Consider the following 18,900-nt stretch of genomic DNA (forward strand, 5'->3'; position numbering starts at 1 on the left):
CATTTACTCATCCACATATTCCAGAAAAATCCTGTTATTAAACCCGCCCCTGTCTTTCGCCTTTTTTTCCCGCTCTGCCTCCAGTTCCGCCTTTGTATATCCTCTTGCACTGCAAAGAGAATATAGCACTTCCAGCACATCTGCCATCTCTTCCATCAAATTAACGGTCCAATGCTTTTCGAAAGATACACTTTAAAAACAGTATAACACATTCATAAAAAAATGTCGCTTGTTCCCGGCAATAATCACTGGTAAAATTCATGAACTTTTCTTTACGGTCACGCTGTGAGCAAAGAATATTGATTCTTAGTACATATAGAGTAATATTTTACAGCATAAGCATATAATATTAATTAATTCACATGCTATTTAGGGGATTTATATGAATGATACCACTGCAGGCAGGAGAGGAACCATCAGCGAGGTCGGGAGCATCCTGCGCATTGAAAATGCACTAGTCGAGGATGTTTTTACTTCCAACAGCAGAACTGGTTATGTCCTGGTTTCCTACGCAGCTCCCGGCCGAAATGAAATGATCAATATTGAACTCCTGCAATTGAACGTTGATTGGGACACAATCTTAGTCAATCAATTTGGCGACTCTATCAGCCTGTGCACTGTCAGGAAGGGGATGTGGATAAATGCCGAATTCTCCGCTGCCATGACAAGGAGCATTCCCCCTCAAACAAAGGCTTTCCGGATCGTAGCTTTCGTGCAGATGCCTGCGTACCGCACAACGACAGACTGGATCGTTTCCGTAGATGTTGCAAATGGCTTCCTCGTTACTGGCAATCCCGATGATGAGACGGACCAGATGAAATTTGTTGTCTCACGCGCTACAGAAATCCTGGATCAGAATAACAATCCTATTCGATTCAGCTCCCTTCAGCCTGGACAGCTGGTGAGGGTCGAGCATGCCAACTTCCAGACTGCCAGCATACCTCCACAGTCCACAGCTTATAGCATTCAACTGGTTTAAACTTGCTGAGATAGAAAAAACCGCTTATTATCTTCACAGGTATAATAAGCGGTTTTATAAGTTCAATCAGGAATTTATAATCAAATATCTCCTTCGTGCCTAGAAACGGGTCCTTCATACAGAAAGGTGCAGTTGCGTCCGCCATTCTTGGCCTCATACAATGCAGATTCCATTGTCATTGCTGCTTTGTTTATTATAATTGCAATCAATTCCTAATGGTTCCCCACAGACCGGACCGTACCTTTTTGCCAAAGTACTTTACCATGCCTATCTCCGGCTCATTCTTTATAATCGCCTCTTTTTTCTACCACGTTATAACCAATGGAGGCAACACGGTTTCTCAGACAGACATTACATTCTGCAGCTTCCTCTCCGGTACAGATCTTGTTATCATATAATTCATATTTCTTCCGAACGCCAATGGGTGATAAATTGGGCATCAGAACATTGGCTCCTGACAGGATCCCTTTTTCCCTTCCCTTGGGGTCAAGGGTCCCTAGTGCTGTGGTGGAAGGCAGCAGTGCATTTGGCAGCATCAACCTTAAGATCCCTATGAGAAACAGGGTGAGATCAACACTTCCTGCAGGAAAATCGGCAAAGGGGGTGTCCTTATGAGGAATAAAAGGCCCAATACCCACCATCTGTGGAGACAGTTCTTTTATAAACTCCAAATCTTCAGCCAGACACTTGGCGGTCTGGTAGGGGGAACCTACCATGAATCCAGTTCCCACCTGATAGCCGATCTTTTTTAAATCCCTTAAGCATTCCTTCCGGTTTTCTAAGGACAGGGAGTCCGGATGAAGGCGGGAATAGTGTTCCTCATCCGCTGTTTCATGGCGGAGGAGATAGCGGTTTGCTCCCGCTTCATAATATTTCAAATACTGGTCATAGGTTTTTTCCCCTATGGAAAGGGTGATGGCACAATCCGGATATTCCTCCCGGATGGTTTTAACAATATCCACCATGACCTCATCTGTAAATGCAGGGTCTTCTCCACCCTGAAGCACAAAGGTCCGAAAGCCGAGTCCATACCCGGACTCGCAGCAGGAAAGGATCTCTTCCTTGCTTAACCGGTACCGGCTGGCATTTTTATTGCCTCTTCTTATACCGCAGTAATAGCAGTCATTTTTGCAGTAATTCGTAAATTCAATCAGTCCCCTGATATAAACTTCCTTTTCATAATGATCCTGACTGTAGGTCCTTGCCAGGGAAAATAAATATTCACTGTCTTCTTTAACATAATTTTCCAGCAGGTAGATGAACTCGTCCTTATCCAGGTTATGAGTTTCATACAGCTTATCAATTAAATGCTTCATTTTCTTTCTCCTTGCTCTGTAGTGTCCGCTGCTGCCTGGTTTTTCCGTTCATTACCCCAGAGTTTCTACAAGCTGTACTCTCATACCATTAGGATCTTTTATAAAGGCAAACCTCACATGGGGATTTGGCTGCACCGGCTCTCCTAAAAGGATCACGCCTTTTTCCTTTGCCAGAGAAAGGGTCTGATCAAGGGATTTCACTTCAAACCCCCAGCTGATATCATCTCCCACTTGAATTTCCCTGTCCCCGCCGCATATCAATTCAATTTGTGTTTCCCCATCGCCTAAAAATGCAATTTCAGTACCAGGACCGGCGGGGAATCTTCTGTTCACCCTCAGACCGATGATCTCCTCATAAAATTTGATTGATTCTTCTAAATTCCTGACGTTTAAAGTGCTCCAGCAAAACTTCATAATAATTCCTCCTGTTTTAATCATTTTATCGTATTTTATATTAGCCTGTGCAAAAAGGTTATCTGTGCTTAATCATACCAGAATGACATGTTTATTCTATCATTTTCTATATAATAGTTAAAGACAAATTTAAAACATTTTTTCCGTTCGTTTCCAATCTTCATGTAAGTAGCCAAAAGTATGATTTTATTAAAAAAAGACCCGATTACATAAGATTTGTAATACTTTAATCTATTATAATATGAATATAGAATCCAGGAAACTTTTTATGGAACGAAATTCTTAACAGGAGGAACCCCTTATGAAATACGAAAGCAACAAAGTCTGCGATAGTAATTACTTCCATTGGGAAGATAGCGCCTTCCACGTATATGGAGAACGGGATCGTGAAGTAATTGCACTGTTGGCCAACCGTTTTATCGGGCACAACCCCCAGGCGCCTTATCAGTACCGGCTGGATTTCACATCCGGCATTACCTGCAATACAAAAGGCTGGTATCAATTCGATTTCGGCAGCCGCTTTCCCCAGGCCGCCGTTGGAGAGGTCTGCTATGGAGCAGGAGATTTATACAGCCACAGCCAAACTGTCTCCCAGTTTCAGATCCAATGCTGCGGACCGACTGTTTTATGGGTAAATGGAGAAAAAGTGTTTCACTCTCTCCCCCCTCAGGAAGGCTTGAAATCCTGCTGCACATGTTCCATTCCCCTTGAAGCAGGCCCTAACCATTTTCTTTTGGAAACCGAAAAAACGGAGATCGGTTTCGGCCTCTCTCTCCGCCATGCACAGCCTCAATGGCAGCCTTCCCATTTTACGGTGCCTTTGGCCGAAAGAAAGGGACAGGCAGGCTTTATCTATTGTCCTCCCATTAGCCGGGAGACAGCGGATACCTCTGCTCTGATTGACGGTTCTTTTGAGGGGCTTTTCTGGTTTCCAAGGCAGGAGTATGAATCGCCTGTCTCCTCCTGCCCATTATCCCGTATTTTCGGTCTGGACAGTCAGGGAACCGTAGCTGCTAAAAGCAGTTTCTTCCATGGGTATTCCGGTAAGGTCATGATCAAAGGCAGCTCCAGTCAGCCGCTTAGAGTCTATATCAACGGGGGGCTATACTTAGAATGGCTGGAAGGGGCTTTTGAAAAGGAAATCTCACTGCCCATAGGAAGATATGAGATAATACTAATTTGCAAAAAGAAAGCAAGTCACGATACAGGTCTGTCAGTTGAATTTCAGGATGCCGGCGGTACCCTTCCTCTTAGCACCGGGGTAAAAGGATATGAGGGTGAATGGATCTATACCGGTCTTTTTGAAGAGGAAATTCCACCCATCAGCCATTTGACAGGCATGGATAGAGTGTATTCCGGAGCAAATGGCACCTGCTACTGGCAGGCAGACCTGCCGGATTCCTTTGTGCGGATATCCGGGGGTGAACACCCAGCTTTGCTGGCTGACCGAGTTGGATGACTGCGGCTCCTTTGGCTCCTTTTTGCTGGAAGCCAACCGGCGGTGTCCTTCAAAAGAAGCCCATGCCCTGGCGGATGTGATTGCTGATTTTATGATAAACCGCCAGCGAAGGGAAAAGGATCAGGTATTCTCAAGAAACGACAACACCATGTGGATCGATGATATGTACATGAGCATCCCATTTTTATGCCGTTACTACCAGTTAAGCGGTAAAAAGGAATACTTAACAGAAGCTTGCCGCCAGGCGAAGCTATTCAAGCAGTACTTCTTTATGCCGGGTCAGAATCTGATGTCCCATATTGTGGATCTGGAATATAAGAAAATGAATAAAATCCCCTGGAGCCGGGGAAACGGCTGGGTAGTGCTGGCCTTATCAGAGCTGCTTCTGGTTCTTCCTGAAGATCACCCGGACTATAAGGCTGTGGCCGGATTCTTCCATGAGATGGCGGAAGGCATTTTGCGGGTGCAGGATGTAAACGGCCTGTGGCATCAGATCCTGGACGACCCTTCTACCTATGAAGAGGCTTCCTCCACTTCCATGTTCATCTGTGCTCTTTCCAGGGGAATCCGCCTGGGGATTTTAAGCCCGGAGCTGTGCCGGGAAAGCGTTTTATCCATACAGCGGGCATGGAGAGGAATGAAGCAAAGGGTAATCAACCGGAAGGGCGATCTTTACGGTGTCTGCCAGGGTTCCGGCTGTTCCTTCAGCCGCTCTTATTACCAGCAGCTTGGATGGCGTTTCAACGACCCTCATGGAATTGGAATCGCTATTTTGGCGGGAGTCGAAAAGCTAATGCTTGACGATTTTCTCCAACATAACCATATCTCTGAATAAATAATATATGCTCCCCTTATGGCAGACAGTTTTTTAATTAAAGCAGTCTGCCATAAGGGGAGCATGTTACGTCACAAACTTTGCCCTCTGTTGTTCTTTATCCGTTAAACCCTACAGTTATCAGTAATTCCTGACCGTTTTAATCTTAAATACCCAGACGTTCGGTTACGATCCTTTCACTGTAAAATGCTCGCCCACCAGCCTAATCACACCCTTTGCTGCTGTACTGCTGAGTCAGAGAATCCCTTACTGCCACCTGTCTGATAAAGTCGACCATTGTTAAAATCTTAACGTCTCTGTCAGCATCCTTTTCCTCGATAAGCATGCTGTTTGAAATGTCTTTCAGCAGTTCCACCACCAAGGAAATACCTTTTACTTTTACAGGAACAGCCGTAATCATAAAAACATTGTTATTTTTATATTCCACTTTAAAGAAAGTGTCATCCTCATTAAAGGCTCTCATGGAAATACAGTTATCACATAAATGACCTCTTTCCCAGTAATCATGACATATGGTATCTGACGTTAAACATTCATTACCTCTGACTTCAATCACCCTCTTTTTCAAGGGGTCTACAATCCGCATGATATCATATGTCTTTTCAAAAACTTTTATTTTATCCATGAGAGCTTCGTATTCCTGCATTTCTGAAACCTCCTGGCTCTTTCTGTTGTACTTAAATATAGTCTCTGCTCCAGCTGCAGAAAGTGAACAGACACGGATCGCATTGCGAACCCTTTTTGCCTCATACAGGGCGTGGTCGGCATGAATAAAAAGCCTTACCGTATCAACCTGGTCCGATATTGCCGCAAGCCCAAAGCTGGCCGTCAGCATCAGCTTGGGATAATCCGCAAAAATCAGACGATTCACCCTGGTCTTGATCTCCCTGCATATGGATTCCGCTTCTTCCATGCTTTTATCATGGAACAATAAGCAGAACTCATCGCCGCCGTAACGAAAGGCAGTCATATCTTCATGAAATTCTTTTAAGATTTTAGCAAATTCTATCAGGCATCGGTCTCCCACGTGATGTCCCCATGTATCATTTATATTTTTAAATTTGTCAACATCTACTATAGCAAGAATATAGCTCTGATCAGATGCCTTATCTTCCACATATTTCATTCTATCCCGGAATGCCTTGCGGTTGTATATTCCGGTCATTTCATCCATATGGACGCTCTGCTGTAAAAGCTGCCGTTCTATCTCCTTTTGTATAGCAGCGCTGTTTTTTCTGCGCTCAAACCGGATCACAGCCATACAGGCAATGGAAAAAGCAATCAATACGAAAAGTGATATCAAAAAATCCCCCAAACGGTGAGTATTTTCAAAAATACTGATCTTATCTGTATCCCATTTCAAGAAAAGCTCGGAAATCATAATGGAAATAATGCTCATCAGAGCCGAAGCCCAGGTTACGCGATAGTCCGCATAGATTGCAGTCAGCATGATGGCGATTGCAAAAATATAGTAAGTTGCTGTGAATGTGTTGTGCACTGTAAAAAGAACAAAACCGATCCCCACAAAGATAAGAGAAACCGAATAAATTTTATGTCTCCGGGAAAAACGTTTTGATTTCATGATCAGTGTTTCGATAGCAATACAAATGAAGTTTATTCCACTGGGAATGATTAAAAATTTCATGAAATATCTGTATGCCGTTGTTGACAGCATATCCGAATTGACCAGAATCACTCCCATTGCAATCTCAACCAATAAAGAAAAAATAACCAGGACAACGGAGGTCTTATAATGAAGCTTAAGCCAGCTTTCATCGATCTTTGAATACTCTTCCTGTACTGCCCTGATGTACATGTCATTTAAGTTTTCTTTATCTGTATGAAGCTCAAAACTTTCAAATCCCATATCCCACCTCCAGGTATCATGTATGTTATCATAAAAACAATTAAAAAAATTCTTTAGACATCAATCTATGAACTTTTCCCATTTTAATATTTTATAGGATAAATCCATTTTTTCCTATCATGTTCTGTCATATTTTTACACTTTTTTGCAAATCCGACAATTAACTTTAGCAGCTCCCGGCCACATTCTGCCTCCCCTGTATGATCTGAATATCTGCCGTTGCCGACTCGTCATAAGAAAGGAAAAGGGGCCTTCCGGCCCCATAAAACCTGTCTTAATCAGGCTTTCGTTTTCAGTTTGTATCTGACCACACCGGCCGTTTCATTGGTAATCTTTGTTCTGCCTTCCACCTTCCTGTTCCTAAGTGGCTGATGGTCCTTTTTGAAACCACTTTTCAATACTTTTTGCATCACCAGGCTTTGCAAAATAATACCCCTGGATATAATCGCATCCCATCTCCTTAAGAATCTCTCTTTGTTCCGCTGATTCCACTCCTTCACACACCACCCTTAAGTTCAGGCCATGGGCCAGCTCAGTGATGCTTTTTATCACCCGATGCTCTGTCTCGCTTTCAAGAGCTCTTCTTAAAAATGACTTGTCAATTTTCAATATATCAATAGGGAGAACCGTTAAATAATTAAGGGAGGAATACCCTGTACCAAAGTCATCCAGCGCAATGCTGACCCCAAGGGACCGCAATTTTTTAAGGATTTCGATATTGTCCTGGGAAAGCTCCAGGAGGACACTTTCCGTGATCTCCAGCTCCAGCTGGTTTACCGGAAATTGTGTCTCTTTCAGAATCCCCTCAACCAGATCATAGAAATTCTCATGGCGCAGCTGATGTACAGAAATATTTACGGACAGTCTTCCGATTTTACAGCCGCTGTCAATCCATGCTTTTCCCTGTTTACAGGCATTTTTTAATATCCAGCTGCCAAGAGGAATAATTAGACCTGTGTATTCGGCAACCCCTATGAACTCAAAAGGCAGGATCATACCCAGTTCTTCCGAATTAAGCCTTGCCAGAGCCTCCACGCCTCTTATTTCATCCTTTGATAGATCCTGCTGCAGCTGATAATAAATGAGAAGATTATCTTTTGCCAGGGCTTCCCTGATACATGCCTCCACATCGGATTTTCTGATAATTTCATCATGCATCTGTGCATCGTAGATGCAGTACTGGTTTTTTCCGCTTTCCTTGGCCTTGTTAAGAGCCGTATCTGCGTTCCTAAGCACATTATTTGCTGTCTGGCCGGCTTCAAGACCATGGACGACACCTATGCTGACAGATAAATAAACGGACTTTTCCATCAGCACAAAGGGAGAGTCAAAGATGCTAAGAATGTTGTGGCAAATCATTTCCACCTCTTTGACGTCCTGATGATTCCTGATAAGAATTAAAAACTCATCCCCGCCGAACCTTGCTACCATATTTTCCTGCCCCAGGATCTGAGTCAGCCGGTTACCTACCTGCTTAAGCAGCTGGTCGCAGAAATCAAGTCCAAGTAAATCATTATGGATCTTGAAATTATCCAGATCAATCATAAGGATGGAATATCTGCATATCCCCTCTCCAATGCATCTTAATGTGTCCTCAAGGGTACCCATAAACTGCACCTTATTAGGCAATCCTGTCAGCATATCATAAAATGCCATGTATTCCATCTTCGATTCTCTATGCTTCCGTTCTTCAATATTGGACACTGCACCTGCAAGCTTACCAGGAAGGCCTTCACCGTCAAAATAAACCTTTCCCTTATTTAAGACCCAGGTATAGCTGCCATCCTTATTTTTAATACGGTATTCCCGGTGAAACTCCCGGGCTTCCCCCTTTAGGCAAGAGTCAAATTCAGCCAGCACTGCCTGGTAATCCTCCTGATGAATGGTTTCTTCCTGTAATATCCCCCGGAGTCCATGTCCTTTCGGGGCATTTCCGGTAATATCGATCCATTTATCGGAAGTAATGATCTCATCGGTTATGAGATTCCATTCCCAGAGCGCATCATTCGCACTGTCAAGAGCCAGGGTGTAGCTTTCCTTCAGCCTTTCCAGTTCCTTGTGAAGATTGGCAAGATGCTGGATGTTTTCATCTTTTTTAAAGAGACCCATCTGCACATAGATGAGTACTCCCATAAGGAACAGCACCAGCACCGAGATAAACCCTATGACTGCTCCGTTGGTATTGATACTGTTTCCTTCCTTTGACAGTTTCAATGTCCAGTAAGTATCCATGACAGGTATCTGGACTATGTAGGAATTTCTGTCCATCCAGGGGGAATCCCCCCAGATGAGCCCCCCTTTATTATTATAGATACTGATGTGGTAGGTATTCGGTACCGCCTCTCTGATCACCCTGTCCATATAGGTATTGAAGTTAAAAACCACAACAAAAAATCCGTTAAACTGATCATTCTTATAAAGAGGATACCGTATGACCAGCCCCAGCAAATTCTGAGTCCCCTTCAGGATAAAGGGATCATTGACCGTTATAATCCTGTTTTTAATCGATTTTTCAAGGGATTCCTCCACCTCCGGTCGTCCAAGCAAGGAGGCGCCTATGGTATAATCATAGGCATCAGGATATACCATATCTGTGATCGTATCCTTATCTTTATGCTGGATATAAAGGATGTCAGGGTTTTTCTCCATATATTTGGATGACAAAATATTAAATTTATGCTTATCGATTTCATCATCAATGTCATAATTATAAGCAAGGGAGGTTAATACGCCCTCTGTTATGGCAATATGCTGCTGAACAGAATAGGATACAGATTGTCCAATGCTTGAAAGAACATAATTGTCTTCTGACTTCTGGGAACGCAAAAGAACGAAAACAATCGTCATGAAAATGATAAGCATAATGACCGTCTGTACGGCTATATATCTGGAATACTTATTACTCATTACTGCCACCTCGGTACTGGTTTGTTTCTCCATAACCAGTTATTTCATTGATTGTCTTTAATTAGTTGTGTGCTTTGAATTATTGAAATACAATTTATCATTGGAGTATATAAAAATAATCTGCCATGAATAAAAAATACAGCAGATTATCTTTTTTCACATAATCAATTATGTAATATATTTAAGCTTAGACTTTCCGAAAAACAGTACTGTTGATTGACCTTTTTTGCATCCATTTTCCTTTCCAAATGCCCCATTTTTTCCAGCTCATTTTCACTTAAAGTATTCCATCATAATATCTTAATTCCCTATAATTTACCATAAAAACCGACATATTTCAACAAATAGTAACATGTCAAGCATTAAAATACATATTTGCGTTATATCAGTAACACATCTTTTATCTCCACTTGTTATACAAAAAGGGGCTTAGTTTACTGGTTATAGATACCTCCAATAAACTAAGCCCTTGATCTCTGAATTCTATTTATTAACCATATATATGGCGTCGCTATCCGGCAAATTACATACAACTGCTCTTTACTGACGTACTTGGAGTTTTTTCACTCCATCACCTCCGGCTGGTATTCATGCTTGTTCCTTCAAATTTTCAAATAACCCTCCATGATAGCAATAATAGCGGTCTGCATCCAGAGATATCAGCTTATGAAGTGAAGCTTTGGCCGCCTCAATATCCAGGGTATACTGCGGATTTGCGATGACCAGTTGATTGCCCTCAATAACTGCGGCATCTCCTGTAATAACGGAACTGCTTTCCTTTAAATATAAGGAAATATGTCCAGGCATATGCCCCGGAGTCTCTATGATCTCACAGCCGCCGGCCCAGTCGAAATGTTCCCCGTCCTTAACCTCTATGTCAACGGAAACAGGTTTGATTCTTCTTAGGGATTCACAGAATTGAATTCCAAAAGGCTTTTGCTCTTCCGGCATTACATTCAACATTTCTTCCGCCTGTAACAAGCGCAGCGATTTTTTCTCACCGGAGATATACCCGCTTTCCGTGCGGCCTGCCACAACCTTAATCTCAGGATATTTTTCCTTAATTTCAAATAGAGCTCCCATGTGGTCGTCGTCATGGTGAGTGATCAATACCTTTGTTAAGGAACCTGGATTAATCCCCTTTGATTTCATCTCATCCTCTAATAAAGGCAGGAAACCGGGATATCCGCAGTCCACTAGAACAACATCATTAGCGCTTAATAATAAAACCGGTTGAAATGTCCGGATTTCATTCTGATATTGAAAATTTATATCTAACATAATTATTTGATTCATTTTACTTTTCCTCACAAAATCTTCTAGCGGATTGCAGGCTGGTACTGATTATATAACTTATTGCCTCCGTAATTCTTCCGTACGTTATTTTAAATTAACTACAATAGCCACAAATTCACACCTTCAAGCAGCCCCGAAATCCCCTGCTGCTATAAAAGCTGTGCGCACTGTTGTGATATAGGAAAACATGACCGTAGCGGAAATCAGCAAAGACAGCGCCTCCAAGTTTTCTGATATCAGATGGAGTCTTTACCCAGCTTGATGTCTTCCTATCGAAATTCCCCCATTTCTGAAGTTCCCGGTATTGTTCCTCCGTTAAAAGTTCAATGCCCATGGCAGCCGCCATACCAACGGCATTGCCTTCCGGATATACGCCTTTCTTTTCTCTCTCCTCCTGGCCTTCACGATCATAACAAATATTTCTGCGGCCACTTGGACTTTCTGCAGAACAGTCATAAAAAACATATTTATCCCTTGTTTCATCCAATGCAACAACGTCAGGTTCTCCTCCGGTTCTTTCCATTTCATGAAGTGACCGGAGTTTATCAGCGTTCTCTTCCAGCCTTTCCTGCACCTGATCCCACTCAAGACCTTTATGGCGGTTCATATTTTCTAAAAATCGGTTCTTCAGTATACTTAGCAGTTCTTCATTTGACATGGTTGTTTTCCTCCCTTACGATTTCCTTTCCTCCAATAACGGACTTGCTTCACCCTTACAGAATAAGTTTAGTCTATGCAGTGCCCTTGTACAGGCGATGTATAATAGCTTCTTATCATCCTGGCTGCAGTAAGTCTCAGCATCAGCATCACATATTAAAACAGCATCAAACTCAAGCCCTTTGGACATATAGACCGGTATAATGAAAACGCCTTGTAAATCTGTTGTGCTTTCACTTTTTATTAACTGGACATCAGCTTTGTCCTTTAAGCACTCAAAGAGAAAACGGGCGTTTTTTTCAGTTTTACAGATTAATCCGATTGACTTGTACCCCATTTCCAGGCAGGAATTCACTTCTGATACAATTAAATCATAATACGATGATTGATCCTTCGCCGCATATAACTGGGGCTCATCTCCTTTTCGGTTGAAACTCTTTATCTCTGTACTTTGTTCAAGGAATTTTAATCCGTAATTTAAAATCTCATTTGTACACCGGAAGCTTTTATCCATAGTGACAAGAGAAGATTTTTTCTTATTGAAGATTTTTCTGATCAATTGGTACAGGGATAAGTCTTCCCTCTTTTCCAGGGTCTGGTTGATATCTCCCAGGATTGTAAATTTCGCTTTTGAAAACAGCAGGTGAAAAATTTCAAAATGGAGAGGATAGTAATCCTGAGCTTCATCAATTACTACTTGCTTAATGGTCTTATATTTTTTGATCCCGTATATTTTTAAATTCATATAAGTGAGAACCGTTGCATCATCATAGTATAGCATATTGGTATCTAAATTTTCCTGGGTGAAAGTTAAAATGTGGTCCATGCAGCCGGGAAGCTCTATCCCTTTTGCCAGACTGTAAAAATATTCTTTGTCATGGAACAGCTTTCTATAGACATCCTTAATATCAAGTTCCATGAATTTTAACATTTCTTCATTCATCAGGATTTTCTCTGATTGTTTTAAGCGGTATTTCTTAGACTCGCTGATCAGTTCCAAAATATATTCCCCTATCAGCTTTAATCTCATACCCAGAGGAGTTTCGTTAATTCCGGATAATACTTTCTCTTTTATCATCTCTCCGCTTATGATACACTCACCGCCATAGCAGATATCCTCAAAGTTCATCCATTTGTGGGGCAGGTCATCAATGAACCGATCCAATATCTCCATAAACTGGGGGGATGTTTTAAATTCAATGCTGCTTTTTATAATATCCCTGTATTGAGTATTTGAGATCAGGTTTTCCAAAAATTGATTTCTCGACTGTACTTGCTCATTCTTCAGTACAGAAGCAATGATATCTTCAAATACCACTGATACAACATGTTCTTCTCCAAGCTCAGGCAATACATTGGAAATATACTGCTCAAACAATGAGTTTGGTGAAATAATCAAAATATTATCAGCGGTCAGCTTTGAGGAAAGGCCCTGGTACATCAGGTAGGCTGCCCTGTGAAGAGCAATGGACGTCTTGCCGCTTCCTGCCACGCCCTGTACCATCATTAAGTCATTTTCCATATCCCGGATAACAATGTCCTGTTCCCTTTGAATTGTTTCTACAATCGTTTTCATCTTAGGAGAAGTATTCTGAGACAGCAGCTTCCTTAAAAATTCGTCCACAATCTGCACATCTGCATCGAAAAAATACTCCAGCTCCCCTTTGCTGATTTCAAACTGGCGCTTTAAATTAACCTCTCCTGTGATCCTTCCGCCAGGGGCATCATAAAATACCTGCCCCAATACAAACCGGTAAAAGACGCTTGCTATGGGTGATCTCCAGTCATAAATAAAAAATTCATTCGTCTCATCTTTCTTTAATGAGGTGCGTCCGATGTAGATATTTTCGAATTCGTCTTCATCATCGAACTTGAAATCAATCCGGGCAAAATAAGGGGATTGGATCATTTTCTCCAGCAAAAGGATTTTGTTTTCTACCGCTTCATAATCGGCGATTTTATCTGTGATCGGATTTGCATACTGATTTATGGCAGCAAGGGCTTCAAAACCTTCGCTGCTCCATAGATTTGCTATGGAGTGAGATGTATTCTCACGCAGCTCTTTCTTGGCAGAAATTATGGCCGACTTATTCTCTACATTGCGCTCTCTCGCTTGACCCAGCTGTTTTTTCGCTAAAGCAATGGTTTGTTCTAACCTGCTCTTTTCAAATTCTAATTCCTTCCGGTTATCTTCCATAATAAATACCACCTCTCTTATAGAATCGGCAGAAAACTCATTTCCTAAACCGTTATTCAAAATAGTCTAGCACAACCCGTATCAGAAAAACAGTCTTGTTGTGGCCGGCAGTATGTGTTATAATAAAGGTGAAGAGAGAAAGGTGATTGCGCAGACGCACAATCACCTTTCTTTTATATATGCTATATTTTATAAAAAGCAGGCCTCAGCCTGTACTATTACATAACGCCGCTGTTACAAAGCGGCTTTCTTTCCTGTTATGCATAAGCCGAAAAACTCCATGCTGACAGCAGTATTTTTAAGCATTGACTGACCAAGCAAGTTTGTTATTTCATCGGCCGTATACTAGGCATTGAAAGAAGTTAAAAATCCCGGACGGATTTCCTTTGGCCTGGTTGAGAAATAAATAAACCACTTGATCAGAGAGTTCACATCACGGCGCATGTCGGTGATGCATAAAAGTCCTTGGGGTTTTAAGACTCTGTTTATTTCATTAAAAACCTTTACGGGGTCTTCCCATTCATGAAGCGATCCATTGGAAATAACAGCATCAAAGGAGCTGTCTGGAAATGGCATAAGCATACAGTTGCCTTCCACATAAGAAGTTCTTTTTTCGAAGCCGTAATCCCTCGCATTCTTTTCTGCAAGCCTGATCATTTCCTGGCTTATTTCACATCCGGTAAGAGCTGCAATTCCCCTTATCGTATAAAGTTAGTCATAACATAATCTTCTTCTTCTGGAACAGGTATGTTCTCTTTTCCTGCATCAATGATCTTAAGCAGCCAGGCCATTGACCTGGCGTTTTTGCGGATAGTCTGGATTCCTTCCTCGTCCTGTATCACTTCTCCTTTATCCGTGCCATACGCTACTGTCCAGTATTGGGACGGCGGTATAACAGTCTCGGCTAAATTAAGATAGTTATTAAGCTGATGAACTACATCCACACCGCCAGCACGTCTAACAACGGAAATGGAAGTTGCAACTTTATATTTGAAGTAACCTGGACTTGTAAAAAACACCCTATCCAGAAAGGCTTTCATTGTTCCTGCTATTCCTGCATAATAAGTCGGTGATCCAAGGATGAAACCGTCTGCCTCCCGCAGCTTTTTTGCAGTTTCATTAACAATATCATCTTTAAAAACACAATGATTGTCTTCGGAAGTCCAACAGTATCCACAGTGAATGCACCCGTGGATATCCAGATGACCAATTTGAATGATTTCAACTTCTATCCCCTGCTGCTCCAACTCATCTGCCATGATCTTAAGTGCCTGATTTGTATTACCGTTTTTACGTGGACTGCCATTAATTGCTATTACCTTCATAAATCCACACTCCTTTCTTTGATATACGGAGAGTATAGACCCAACACTTAGATGTAGGTCAATAGTCTAAATTAAAATTATATTTACATTTTATGACAATATAACTTATCATATGACAACTTCGATACGATATTTTCATAATTATCCTTGACCTGGAGCTAAGTGTAAGCTGTATAATAGCTGTATAAAACTATTTGAGGTGATAAATGTGAACTATACCATAGCGCAAGCCGCAAAAAAAATGAATCTGACAATCTATACCATACGATACTATGACCGTGAAGGACTGCTCACTAACGTGAAAAGAGATAAATCAGGCAACCGTGTTTTTACAAAGGATGATATGGAAATGCTTTCTCTTATATGCTGCCTTAAAAATACCGGAATGCCTATTAAGAAAATAAAGCAATTTACGGACTGGCATAACGAAGGCAGCCAAACCCTTCATATCCGTAACGATATGTTAGAAAATCATAAAGAAGATATTTTAAAGCAAATCGATGATCTAAAAAAACATCTTCGTTCGATTGATCGAAAGCTGGATTATTACCATGATGCCTGCCAGGCCTACGATACGAACTCACCAATTCCAACCTGCTGCGAATATATCGATGATGAGTTAGAATTTTAGACTGCGTTTTAGCAGGCTCCCCATCAGGTGTCATTTCATCCATAAAAAACATATGATAATACAGTATATATCTAAGGAGATCAATCTTTATGATATCTAATCTGCGAAGTTGTTTTTATGGAACCGATACCCCAATAAACACTGACTTTGGTGTTACAAGCAGAGTGTATTTAAATAATGCTGCAACACCTCTTGTTGCCAAACCAGCCATTCAGGAGCTGAACAAAATCCTTCCTATTTATTCGTATGGTAATGAACCCAACGCTTTATCAGCTTTACTCACAGAAAAATATAATGAGGTCAGAGATATCGTGACGGATTTTATCGGTGCCGACGCTTCGCTGGATACTGTTATATACACCTCGAATACTACCTCAGCCATCAACATTCTCAGCCAGGTTTATTATGAGCACGACCCGGATCAGATTATCCTTACGACAAGAATGGAACATATGGCCAACTATCTGCCCTTCCGGGAAAGGATGAAGACAGTGGCTGTCAGAGTTACGCCTGAGGGTGACGTAGATATGAACGACTATGCCGCCAAGCTTGAACAATACAGAGGTCAAATTAAATTAGTAGCCGTAACAGGGGCTTCCAATGTAACAGGCATTATACCCCCCTTTTATGACATGGCTGCAATGGCTCATCAGTATGGAGCCAGAATATTCGTTGATGCAGTTCAGCTTGTACAGCACAAAAGCTTTACCATGAAACCTCACGGCGACGCCTCCCATATTGACTTTGTGTCCTTTGACGGCCATAAATTTTATACTGGGCAATCTGGCGGTGTTCTGGTAGGAGACCGGGCTTTTTTAGATCAATATAAACCACTGATATACGGAGCCGGTATTACTGAATTCGTAAGCAGTTCAAAAATCATATATAAGGGTTCCCCGGAACGATATGAGGCAGGGTACCCAGACTTCCTTGGCATCATCTCAATGGGTGCGACAATCCGTTTTCTAAACGAGATCGGAATGAAAAATGTTGAGGTATGGGAACAAGGGCTGTACCGGTACCTGATTAGCCGTTTAAGTCAAATCCCGGGGCTGACTCTGTATGGTGACGTATACAGGAATACACGAACCCCGTTTGCGGCATTTAATCTTAATTATATGCCATACCGGACACTTGCCAGCCATCTGGGATTTGGATTCGGCATTGATATCGCGCCAGGTACAAATGGGGCTAATCTATATGTTCAAGAACTGCTTGGGCTTACAGATGATCAGGCATTTTCTCTCTATCAAAGCGGGGAAGGATACGGCATAGTCAGGGCGTCCATTGGTTTGTTTAATAATTACGAAGATATCGACCGCCTGGCTGATGCATTGCTCTCCATTAGTAATCCATCGATCTCGTTTGCGTCGTATCAGTCATTTCTATGATCCTGTCAAACCAGTGCCGGTAAATTTTATTTATTTGTTTTTCATCGAAAATAAAACGGGTATTTTCCAGATGTTAAATCTTGTACTAATATAATAGCTCTATTCATATTTTATTAAAAAATGATTAGAATGGGGTTTGGACATTGGTAAAGATTAAGGTTCATTTACAGCCATTAGTAGGTAATATAAATTTACCCACTGTTTTAAAAACAGCCATACTTCCGGGTGATAATGCAGAACGATTATTTATTGCAACCCAGATCGGAGAAATATTTTACATCGGAGACGGAGCTATAGAAACTTTTTTAGATATTCGCCCGAGAGTTTTAGAACTGGGGGGTTCTTCCGGCGGATATGATGAACGTGGACTACTGGGATTAGCGTTTCATCCCGACTTTTATAAGAATGGCCTGTTTTACCTTCATTATTCAGTTGCCGGATCGCAGGGCCCAGGTGCTCTTCCAACATCTTTTAAGCCTGACCCATGTGACCCAGCAACCTTAAACTTAAAGTGGACAAATAGGGAAATGCAATATAATCACATTGATACCGTTGAAGAGTGGATCTATCAATCCAATTCCCAACCTCAAAAACGCCGTACATTGCTTAGTATAAGACGACCGTTTCTAAATCATAATGGTGTCAACAGCTTAAATTTTTCACCAGAAACTGGAAGGCTTGTTTTAACAACCGGAGATGGCGGCGCAGGCTTCGATCCATTTAATTTAAGCCAGGATGATATGGAAATTGCCGGTAAAATCATTGAAATTGATGTGGCGGTGAATACATTGAATGATAACCCACCCGTAATTACACGCTTTCAGGAACTTCCTGTCTCCTTTCAGGAGACGCTTACGGTTATTGCCAAAGGTGTCCGCAATATAACAGGAATTTCATTTCAAAGGTTTAACAGCCAATTTGTCAAATACGTTGGGAATGTGGGACAGGATGTGGCAGAGTCAATTTTTTCTTTCGTTGATTATAAATCCATACCGGTCACTAAGCTTATCCAATCTTCTATGATGAATACCGAGCCTGAGCAAGAAGGGTTTATTAACTTTGGCTGGCGTGGTTGGGAGGGCGCTCTGCCTACTTCAGTAGTAAGTAACTGCACTGTAAATCCAGCTTTGAATGAAAAAATAATTGCTTATTACGATGAAACAATAACAACATCGGTAAAACGCTTACCGCCTCTTATCAGTTATTTTCACCAAGATCCCCGGCCCGATAAATTTGGGGCAACTGCGCTTACCGGAGTCCAGCCATATATGGGAAATGAAATCCCAGATTTAACAGGGAGTGTTGTGTTCACTGATCTTGCCAGGAATGAAGGAGCTCCGCCGCCTGTCAGAGGGGCTTTCGCCTATACCACAGTAAGGGCAGATTGTAAACTTCGGGATTTTAGTGTGATTGATATTGATTATGATTTTGGCTCTAAATCAGCTTATTTTGTTAGCTTGGGAACTAATCTGGATCAAACCAGGCTATATTTAGGAGTCTATGGATCTATGAAAGTAGCGGATCATTTCCAAGGTACTGTTTTTGAAATTATTCCATGAATATATTTAGTTAAATACTAATAAGAAGCGTCCGGTTTCTTTAAAGAAGTCTCTGCCGGAATTATAT

Annotated in this window: 16 protein-coding genes; 6 read left to right on the forward strand and 10 right to left on the reverse strand. The window is 41.6% G+C overall.

Annotated features, from left to right (window positions below; all coding sequences use genetic code 11):
* Positions 1-3 precede the first annotated feature (3 nt).
* Positions 4-156 carry a nucleoside triphosphate pyrophosphohydrolase family protein gene (locus BMX69_RS17665; RefSeq protein WP_174715229.1) on the reverse strand — a complete coding sequence of 51 codons (153 nt, stop codon included), beginning with the start codon at positions 154-156 and terminating at the stop codon, positions 4-6.
* 226 nt (positions 157-382) lie between these two features.
* On the opposite strand from BMX69_RS17665, the gene BMX69_RS17670 reads away from it, so the two are divergent.
* A complete protein-coding gene (locus BMX69_RS17670; protein WP_100043082.1) occupies positions 383-979 on the forward strand; it encodes a hypothetical protein in 597 nt (198 codons plus the stop codon).
* A 278-nt stretch (positions 980-1,257) separates the two neighbouring features.
* Here BMX69_RS17670 and hydE read toward each other — a convergent pair whose 3' ends face one another.
* Together hydE and BMX69_RS17680 are read right to left on the reverse strand one after the other, a co-directional pair.
* Positions 1,258-2,295: a [FeFe] hydrogenase H-cluster radical SAM maturase HydE gene (gene hydE, locus BMX69_RS17675; RefSeq protein WP_100043083.1), complete on the reverse strand. Its 1,038-nt coding sequence runs from the start codon at positions 2,293-2,295 to the stop codon at positions 1,258-1,260.
* Positions 2,296-2,346: 51 nt separating this feature from the next.
* Complete coding sequence (locus BMX69_RS17680) at positions 2,347-2,709, reverse strand: VOC family protein (protein WP_054791377.1); 363 nt, start codon at positions 2,707-2,709, stop codon at positions 2,347-2,349.
* Positions 2,710-3,010: 301 nt separating this feature from the next.
* On the opposite strand from BMX69_RS17680, the gene BMX69_RS17685 reads away from it, so the two are divergent.
* Both BMX69_RS17685 and BMX69_RS17690 read left to right on the forward strand, forming a co-directional pair.
* Positions 3,011-4,168: a hypothetical protein gene (locus BMX69_RS17685; protein WP_100043084.1), complete on the forward strand. Its 1,158-nt coding sequence runs from the start codon at positions 3,011-3,013 to the stop codon at positions 4,166-4,168.
* Complete coding sequence (locus BMX69_RS17690; RefSeq protein ID WP_166433205.1) at positions 4,113-5,003, forward strand: glycoside hydrolase family 88 protein; 891 nt, start codon at positions 4,113-4,115, stop codon at positions 5,001-5,003. Before BMX69_RS17685 ends, BMX69_RS17690 begins: the two co-directional genes overlap by 56 nt.
* Positions 5,004-5,205: 202 nt before the next feature.
* Here the strand turns inward: BMX69_RS17690 and BMX69_RS17695 are convergent, their stop codons facing one another.
* The 7 genes from BMX69_RS17695 to BMX69_RS17725 all read right to left on the reverse strand — a co-directional run bounded on the left by BMX69_RS17695 (position 5,206) and on the right by BMX69_RS17725 (position 15,252).
* On the reverse strand, positions 5,206-6,870 hold the full coding sequence (locus BMX69_RS17695; RefSeq protein WP_242941291.1) for a GGDEF domain-containing protein: 1,665 nt from the start codon (positions 6,868-6,870) through the stop codon (positions 5,206-5,208).
* A gap of 360 nt (positions 6,871-7,230) precedes the next feature.
* Positions 7,231-9,777, reverse strand: coding sequence for a bifunctional diguanylate cyclase/phosphodiesterase (locus BMX69_RS17700; RefSeq protein ID WP_160117923.1), 2,547 nt, complete (start codon positions 9,775-9,777; stop codon positions 7,231-7,233).
* A 588-nt stretch (positions 9,778-10,365) separates the two neighbouring features.
* The gene (locus BMX69_RS17705) at positions 10,366-11,073 is read right to left on the reverse strand and encodes an MBL fold metallo-hydrolase (protein ID WP_100043087.1); all 708 of its coding nucleotides are present in this window, start codon (positions 11,071-11,073) and stop codon (positions 10,366-10,368) included.
* Positions 11,074-11,188: 115 nt separating this feature from the next.
* Positions 11,189-11,731: a DUF4256 domain-containing protein gene (locus BMX69_RS17710; protein ID WP_100043088.1), complete on the reverse strand. Its 543-nt coding sequence runs from the start codon at positions 11,729-11,731 to the stop codon at positions 11,189-11,191.
* A 15-nt stretch (positions 11,732-11,746) separates the two neighbouring features.
* The gene (locus tag BMX69_RS17715; RefSeq protein ID WP_330387466.1) at positions 11,747-13,987 is read right to left on the reverse strand and encodes a HelD family protein; all 2,241 of its coding nucleotides are present in this window, start codon (positions 13,985-13,987) and stop codon (positions 11,747-11,749) included.
* A gap of 285 nt (positions 13,988-14,272) precedes the next feature.
* Complete coding sequence (locus tag BMX69_RS17720) at positions 14,273-14,629, reverse strand: class I SAM-dependent methyltransferase (protein WP_330387737.1); 357 nt, start codon at positions 14,627-14,629, stop codon at positions 14,273-14,275.
* Positions 14,626-15,252, reverse strand: a complete 627-nt coding sequence (locus BMX69_RS17725) for a flavodoxin family protein (protein WP_100043090.1) — start codon at positions 15,250-15,252, stop codon at positions 14,626-14,628. The genes BMX69_RS17720 and BMX69_RS17725 overlap by 4 nt, the downstream gene beginning before the upstream one ends.
* 208 nt (positions 15,253-15,460) lie before the next feature.
* On the opposite strand from BMX69_RS17725, the gene BMX69_RS17730 reads away from it, so the two are divergent.
* The 3 genes from BMX69_RS17730 to BMX69_RS17740 all read left to right on the forward strand — a co-directional run bounded on the left by BMX69_RS17730 (position 15,461) and on the right by BMX69_RS17740 (position 18,833).
* Entirely contained in the window at positions 15,461-15,883 is a 423-nt protein-coding gene (locus BMX69_RS17730) for a MerR family transcriptional regulator (RefSeq protein WP_100043091.1), read from the forward strand.
* 89 nt (positions 15,884-15,972) lie between these two features.
* The gene (locus tag BMX69_RS17735) at positions 15,973-17,274 is read left to right on the forward strand and encodes an aminotransferase class V-fold PLP-dependent enzyme (RefSeq protein ID WP_100043092.1); all 1,302 of its coding nucleotides are present in this window, start codon (positions 15,973-15,975) and stop codon (positions 17,272-17,274) included.
* Positions 17,275-17,417: 143 nt separating this feature from the next.
* Entirely contained in the window at positions 17,418-18,833 is a 1,416-nt protein-coding gene (locus BMX69_RS17740) for a PQQ-dependent sugar dehydrogenase (protein WP_100043093.1), read from the forward strand.
* The last annotated feature ends 67 nt before the right edge of the window (positions 18,834-18,900 follow it).

This window comes from Lacrimispora sphenoides JCM 1415, assembly GCF_900105615.1.
Lineage (GTDB): Bacteria > Bacillota > Clostridia > Lachnospirales > Lachnospiraceae > Lacrimispora > Lacrimispora sphenoides.